Annotated in this window: 7 protein-coding genes; 3 read left to right on the forward strand and 4 right to left on the reverse strand. The window is 41.0% G+C overall.

Going from position 1 to position 6691, the window contains the following annotated elements:
- Positions 1–115: 115 nt before the first annotated feature.
- The 4 genes from SALPA_RS11395 to gabT form a co-directional block, all read right to left on the reverse strand.
- Positions 116–1234 (reverse strand): 4-hydroxybutyrate dehydrogenase, encoded by a 1119-nt coding sequence (locus SALPA_RS11395; RefSeq protein ID WP_145093795.1) that lies wholly within the window; start codon positions 1232–1234, stop codon positions 116–118.
- Positions 1235–1362: 128 nt separating this feature from the next.
- Positions 1363–1728: an ASCH domain-containing protein gene (locus tag SALPA_RS11400; protein WP_145093798.1), complete on the reverse strand. Its 366-nt coding sequence runs from the start codon at positions 1726–1728 to the stop codon at positions 1363–1365.
- A 49-nt stretch (positions 1729–1777) separates the two neighbouring features.
- The gene (locus SALPA_RS11405; protein ID WP_145093801.1) at positions 1778–3187 is read right to left on the reverse strand and encodes an amino acid permease; all 1410 of its coding nucleotides are present in this window, start codon (positions 3185–3187) and stop codon (positions 1778–1780) included.
- 106 nt (positions 3188–3293) lie between these two features.
- Entirely contained in the window at positions 3294–4613 is a 1320-nt protein-coding gene (gene gabT, locus SALPA_RS11410) for a 4-aminobutyrate--2-oxoglutarate transaminase (protein ID WP_145093804.1), read from the reverse strand.
- 369 nt (positions 4614–4982) lie between these two features.
- Between gabT and SALPA_RS30345 the strand changes: the two genes are divergently transcribed.
- From SALPA_RS30345 to SALPA_RS30355, 3 genes are all read left to right on the forward strand, one after another.
- Entirely contained in the window at positions 4983–5234 is a 252-nt protein-coding gene (locus tag SALPA_RS30345) for a helix-turn-helix domain-containing protein (RefSeq protein ID WP_222427961.1), read from the forward strand.
- 105 nt (positions 5235–5339) lie between these two features.
- The gene (locus SALPA_RS30350) at positions 5340–5663 is read left to right on the forward strand and encodes a helix-turn-helix domain-containing protein (protein ID WP_222427962.1); all 324 of its coding nucleotides are present in this window, start codon (positions 5340–5342) and stop codon (positions 5661–5663) included.
- Positions 5660–6562, forward strand: coding sequence for an IS3 family transposase (locus tag SALPA_RS30355; protein ID WP_255451414.1), 903 nt, complete (start codon positions 5660–5662; stop codon positions 6560–6562). Before SALPA_RS30350 ends, SALPA_RS30355 begins: the two co-directional genes overlap by 4 nt.
- Positions 6563–6691: the final 129 nt, after the last annotated feature.

Consider the following 6691-nt stretch of genomic DNA (forward strand, 5'->3'; position numbering starts at 1 on the left):
AATTAAAAAGGGGCTGAGGAAAACTTAGAAATAAGCTTTCCTCAGCCCCTTTTTCGATACATCAAATAAATAGTACGGCTTTCGTTATATCTCTCATCTTATTTTGAAACGACGTCTAATATAACGCTTTAAATATGTCACGAATTTCATTTCTGCTAAGTGGAACATAATTATTTACTAACAGTCTCTGTTGACCTTCTATTACGGTATCCGTAAAAATTTCAACTTCTTCTTCTTTCATTCCATAGTCTCTAAGAGGTTTTTTAGCTAGTAAATTGTCAAGACGTTTTGAAAGCTCATCATAAACAGTAGTAGTATCTGAAACTTTTAAAATTCCAGCCAGTATCTCATTAAGTTCTTTTATTTTTCCATCAGGATTCTTTTGGTTGTAGGTCTTAAATACTTCAATAAAAAATTGATAGTTTGCTTCTCCATGAGGAACGTGGTAGTTTCCACCTAGCGGATAGGATAATGCATGTACCGCTCCCACACCAGTATTTCCAAAAGCTATTCCCGCAAAATTGCTGCCAATTAGAAAATCTTCTATTATTTCTAATCGATACTCAGATCCTTTATCTAGTATATCCATATATCCCTTAAGTATTAATTCCATAGCTTTTACACTAAATAATTCGGTAGAACTATTAGATTTAGGCGAAACATATGATTCGACGGCATGAATTAAAGCATCAATTGAACTTGTTACGAAAAACTTATAGGGAAGTTCTTTTACTAATTCCGGTATTAATACTGCATAATCAGGATATAACTCATCTACTCCAAGGCCCATTTTGGTATGTTTTGATTTTATCTCAGCTATTGATATATTGGTAACTTCACTACCTGTACCACAAGTAGTTGGAACTATTATCAGTTCTCTTCCTTTTATTAAAGGAATTTTCTTTTCAAATAACGCTAGCGCACTTGTAGCATCTTTGATAACTAAAAGCTTAGCTATATCTATCACCGAACCACCGCCAATAGCAATGATTCGCCGATAATCTTTGCCACCCATGCCTTTCATAATAGCATCGATCATTTCATCTGAAGGTTCACCCTTCCCATACTTTTCCCGGAACATGAAGTCAGCGTTAAGATTTAATCCTTTCATATAGGAGTTATATAAAAATTCGTTTGTTAATACGAAATCTCCAGCTGCAATAGCAAAAAATTCAGCAAAATCTTTAAAATGAGTAAACTTATGAATTTGAGGTTTCACTTGAAGTAATTTCATATTTTTCTCCTTTTATAGTAATATTTCTATTTTAAACTTTTATACCGCTTTTGTCACATCCAGACAGCCGATATCCAATATATATAATACTTGGATAATTTAATCTCGCCCCCTGTATACAGGCTATTTTAACAACTGAGTAAATATTCTTCAATCACCTCAGAGAAATAGACCACACTAACAATATCGTTTGGTGATATGGATTTACCATAAAGGTTTTCAAAAAAGGTAATCAGTCCCGCTACTGAATCTATTGCAGGATTCTGATGGACTAAGTCTTCTGCCGTCAACTGGGAGAATTTCTTTATATATACCTTATCAATCATCGCCTGATACATTTTTTTCTTTGGGCTTAACCTATCCCCAAAAGTAATCCACACTATGGAATTTTCCACATATACATCCCTTAAATCACCTAATCTAACAGTACAATGTTTCATCCGATTCTGTAGTAATTTTTCATGATATGACGATTGGAAATTTAATGCGAACATAATTTTCCTCCTAGATCTGCAATAACGTCATTTAAGAGTATTATCAACTTTACCATTCTGTCCGGATACTCAAATCAGCTTTCTGTTGGGCTTCACCAATTTTAAATAATTTATAGAGAATAAAGAGTCCGCCATACCAGACAGGAGCAACATAAAGACCAACCAGATTATCATGGTCATACCCCATACCCAAAGTTACAGCAAGCATAAATGCTCCTACTATATAATTGGCATAGGGATAAAAGGGCATGGGATATTTTAGCTTGGCAACTTGTTCAATGCTCAGGCTTTTCCGCCATTTGAACTGAATATACATAATTAATGACCACGTCCACATACAACCCGTTGTGGTAATTGCCGACATGTAGTAAAATACGCTGTCAGGAGCTATATAGTTGAAATAAACACCAACTAGGCATACAGCACCAGAAAACAAGACACCATTGGCAGGAACTTGATTGCCAGAAAGTTCACCTAAGAACTTAGGTGCTTCGTTCCTCAGAGCCAGGCCATATAGCATCCGTCCACACACATACATACAGCTATTTAGGCAAGAGGCTGCCGAAGATAGAATTACGCAGTTTATAATAGAAGCAGCATAAGGAATCCCTGCTTTTTCAAAGATCATTACAAATGGGCTGACCCCTTTGGGCAAAGTCTCATAGGGAAAAATAGACAATATCGCTACCATGGAACCAACATAGAACACAAGCACTCGCCAAAACACTTTATCAATCGCAGATTTCAATGAATGTTCAGGATCGGCGGCCTCACCTGCGGTAATCCCGATCAGCTCAACCCCGGAATAAGCAAATACCACCATAACCAAAGCCATGGAAACACCAGTCCAGCCAAACGGCATAAACCCACCATGTATCCATAAGTTAGAGAAACCAATGGCAACACCGTCATTACTAAAACCAAAGAGAATCATGGCAAAGCCAACAATCAGCATGGCTATAATCGTTATAACCTTGATCAAGGCAAACCAAAATTCAAATTCGCCATAATATTTTACAGCAACTAAATTTATCATAATGATGAAAGCAAGGCAAATCAACGCCGGAATCCATTGCTGTATATCTGGTGACCAATATCTCATGTATAGACCCACAGCAGAAATTTCAGCCATGCCCAGAACAACCCATTGGTACCAGTACGTCCACCCAGTAAGAAAAGATATTAACGGTCCGCAAAAAACTCGTGCATAACCCGCAAATGAGGACGCAACAGGATGTTCTACGGCAACTTCACCAAGGGCACGCAGCACGAAATACATGATAACTCCGCCAATAGCATAGGCTAGTGTGAGAGCCGGCCCTGCCAGCTTACTTGCCTGAGCAGAACCCATAAACAAGGCAACACCAATAACACCGCCAATAGCAATAAGTTGTATATGCCTATCCTTAAGGTCTTTTTTTAGATTTTCTTTTTCTAAATGTAACGATTTCTCTTTCATAAACATGCTCCTCCCTCTTTTTTATAGTTATACAAAAAGACGCACATCAACAACGTTACCCATTGTCGACAAGCGTCTTTGCTTACAACTTTTTACTTATACTATTCTATACTTCTGCAGTAGCCCGCAGTATACTTTGTTCTAAAACGGTAAGCCCACGATCCAGTTGTTCGTCAGTAATCACCAGCGGGATCAGTAAACGAATTACATTACTGAAAACACCGGCACTGATTACTATCACGCCTTGCTCCAGGCAATATTTCACTACCTTACCAGTAAGCTCTTTCGCTGGTTCTTTGGTTTGCCGGTCTTTGACTAGTTCAATACCAATCATCGCGCCGACTCCTCTCACGTCACCAATACTACTGCATTTTTCCTTCAGGGCTTCCAGTCTCACCATGGTCTTACGGCCAATTTCTTCAGCCCGGCTGCAAAGATTATTTTCTTCAATAAACTTTATCGTCTCTAAACCAGCCACACAAGCTAACGGATTGCCACCATAAGTTCCGCCAATATTTCCCGCGTCAGGTGCATCCATATATTCGGCCTTGCCTGTAACAGCACTTAGTGGCACGCCAGCAGCAATCGATTTTGCTGAGGTCATTAAGTCAGGCTCCACACCCCAGTTTTCAATGGCGAACATTTTTCCTGTACGGGCAAAGCCGCTTTGCACCTCATCAACAATGAATAATATCCCCTTACTTTCACAAATAGCTTTGAGACCTGGTAAAAATTCTGGTGGCGGCACGAGGAAACCACCTTCTCCTTGCACCGGTTCAATAATCATCGCGGCAATGTGCTCAGCATCAATTTCCGCTGTAAAAAACCGTTCAAAATTTTCCAGGCAATGCATACCGCAGCCTGGATAAGTGGAGCGATAATGGCAACGATAGCAGTATGCAGAAGGAACCTTATAAACCTCTGGAGCCAAAGGCCCAAATCCATATTTATAAGGCTTAACTTTACTGGTAAGACTCATGGTCATAAAAGTGCGACCATGAAATGCACATTCAAAAGCAATGATCCCCGTTCTTTTAGTAGCATGCCTGGCAATTTTTACTGCATTTTCAACAGCTTCCGCACCACTGTTAGCAAACATGGTCTTTTTTGGAGCAGAACCTGGCATCAATGAATTCATCTTTTCTGCCAACTCCACATAGGGTTCATACATGCCGATAGCAAAAAAAGAATGAAGTAATTTATCTGCCTGTTTTTGTATGGCTTTGACCACTGGCTCTGGACAATGTCCAACATTTAAAACTCCAACTCCTGCATAAAAATCCAGAAACTCTCTACCGTCTACATCGGTAATCACAGCTCCACTAGCCTTTTCTACAAAAACCCCTGTAGAGTTGGCTATCCCCCTGGCAACTGCATTGTTTTTTCTTATTATAAGCTTTTCGGTCTTGCTTCCCATAGTACTCATCGTAAAACCTCTCCCTTGTATGATAATGTTCAAATAATAAAAACGCCGACTATATCCCTGAGGATATAAATTCAGCGCCATTGCTAAATCCATATGTTGTTCATGCCTCAATAGTATCAGATACACCTCAGTGCGTCTATGTGAATACCTCACATAATATTCTATAGCTTTTTGTGAAGTATTCACTTTTACGTTCACGAATCATTTGCCTGAAAATCCACATTTGACTCTAAAAGCAGTATCAAATGTTTCAGCCACCGAAACTACCCGCTCCGTGGGAAGTAAAAGTGAAACTCCCACTTATAGTGATATGCTACCCCCAGACAGGACAGTGAAATAAAAAACACTGTTCAGTCTGGGGGTAATATTATGCCGAAAAAAGGAAAGATAGCGGCAGAAGAAAAAATACGTATCGTAGAATCATATCTATCAGGAAAAGTCGGATGTTGTGAAGCGGGACGATTGGCAGGAGTAAATCATAAGACGATTGCAGATTGGGTCAGCCGATATAAGTCGGAAGGGTCGGGAGGATTTCTGCCCCAAAAGCATGAGCGGGCATACAGCAAGGAAACGAAGCTATCGGCGGTTTTTGATTATTTGACTGGAAAAGGTTCCTTGTAGGAAATATGCCAGGAATACAAAATACGGAGTACCAAACAACTCCGGGACTGGTTAAAGGTGTATAATCGTCATGAGGACTTCACGATACAGACAGGAGGAAGCCGCATGACGAAGGGCCGGAACACCACCGCACAAGAGCGGATACAGATTGTAAAAGAGTGTATTTCCAATGGATATAATTATGGCGCAGCAGCGCTCAAATACCAAGTTTCATACCAGCAGGTCTACACGTGGACAAATAAATATCGCAAGATGGGAGAAGCGGGGCTGGAAGACCGGCGGGGACACCGCGCCGGAACGCTGCCGAGCCGTACGCCGGAGGAAGAACTAAGAGACCGGATAGCGCAGCTTGAACGGGAAAAATACGATCTTGAAATGGAGAACGCCTTGTTAAAAAAAGTGAAGGAATTGGAAAGGAGGCGACGCTGAGCTTCGTAAGGTGTCAGTCAACCTATGAAGCAGTGAGAATACTATCTGAGGAGCGGTCATTTCCTGTATGGAAGCTCTGCGACTTTTTACACATCACGCGTTCAGCATATTATCGATGGCTGATGCATCCGAAGAGCAACCGTGAGTTGGAGAACGAGCGAATTGCAGGTGTAATTGGGAATATACATAAAGCGCATCCGGATATGGGATACCGTAGAATACGGGACGAGTTAGACAGGAAACACGACATCCATGTAAATGATAAACGTATTCTTCGGATCAATCGTGCTCTTCATATCCAATCAACGATTAAGTATAGAAGGCACGGATGCACCAGGAGCGCGACATCTCCGGAATACATCGCCAAAAACTATCTAAAACGGCAGTTTCACGCAGATGTGCCAAACTCGAAATGGCTGACGGATGTGACGGAGTTCAAGTATTACATTGGGCCGGAAGTCCACAAGATATATTTGAGCGCTATATTGGATCTGTATGATCGGCGCATCGTCTCCTATGCCCTAGGCGATCACAATGATAACAGGATCGTTTTCGACACATTTGACGCTGCAGTGACCTCCAATCCCGATGCCCATCCGATGTTTCACAGCGACCGTGGTTTCCAATACACAAGCCGTTCTTTTCACATGAAGATTCAGGCCGCAAGAATGAAGCAAAGCATGTCTAGAGTGGCGCACTGTATCGATAACGGTCCGATGGAAGGCTTTTGGAGCATTCTAAAACGTGAAATGTATTATGGGTACAAATTCACCAGCCGGGAACAGCTTGCGCAAACTATTTCCGACTACATCTATTATTACAATTACCAGCGTTTACAGCGTCGTTTGTCTGTCATGACACCGATGGAGTTCCATCAACAGTACACAAAGGCTGCATAAAAAAACGCTGCCCACCATTCGGTCAACAGCGATCAAGTTCTTCTATTTTTTCATTGTCCTCTTGACGGGGTGCACAGCACAGCGCAGATGAGTCTCTTTATGTTTGACATCCTCATATCACTACCTTTA

The organism is Sporomusa sp. KB1 (assembly GCF_007830295.1).
Lineage (GTDB): Bacteria > Bacillota > Negativicutes > Sporomusales > Sporomusaceae > Sporomusa.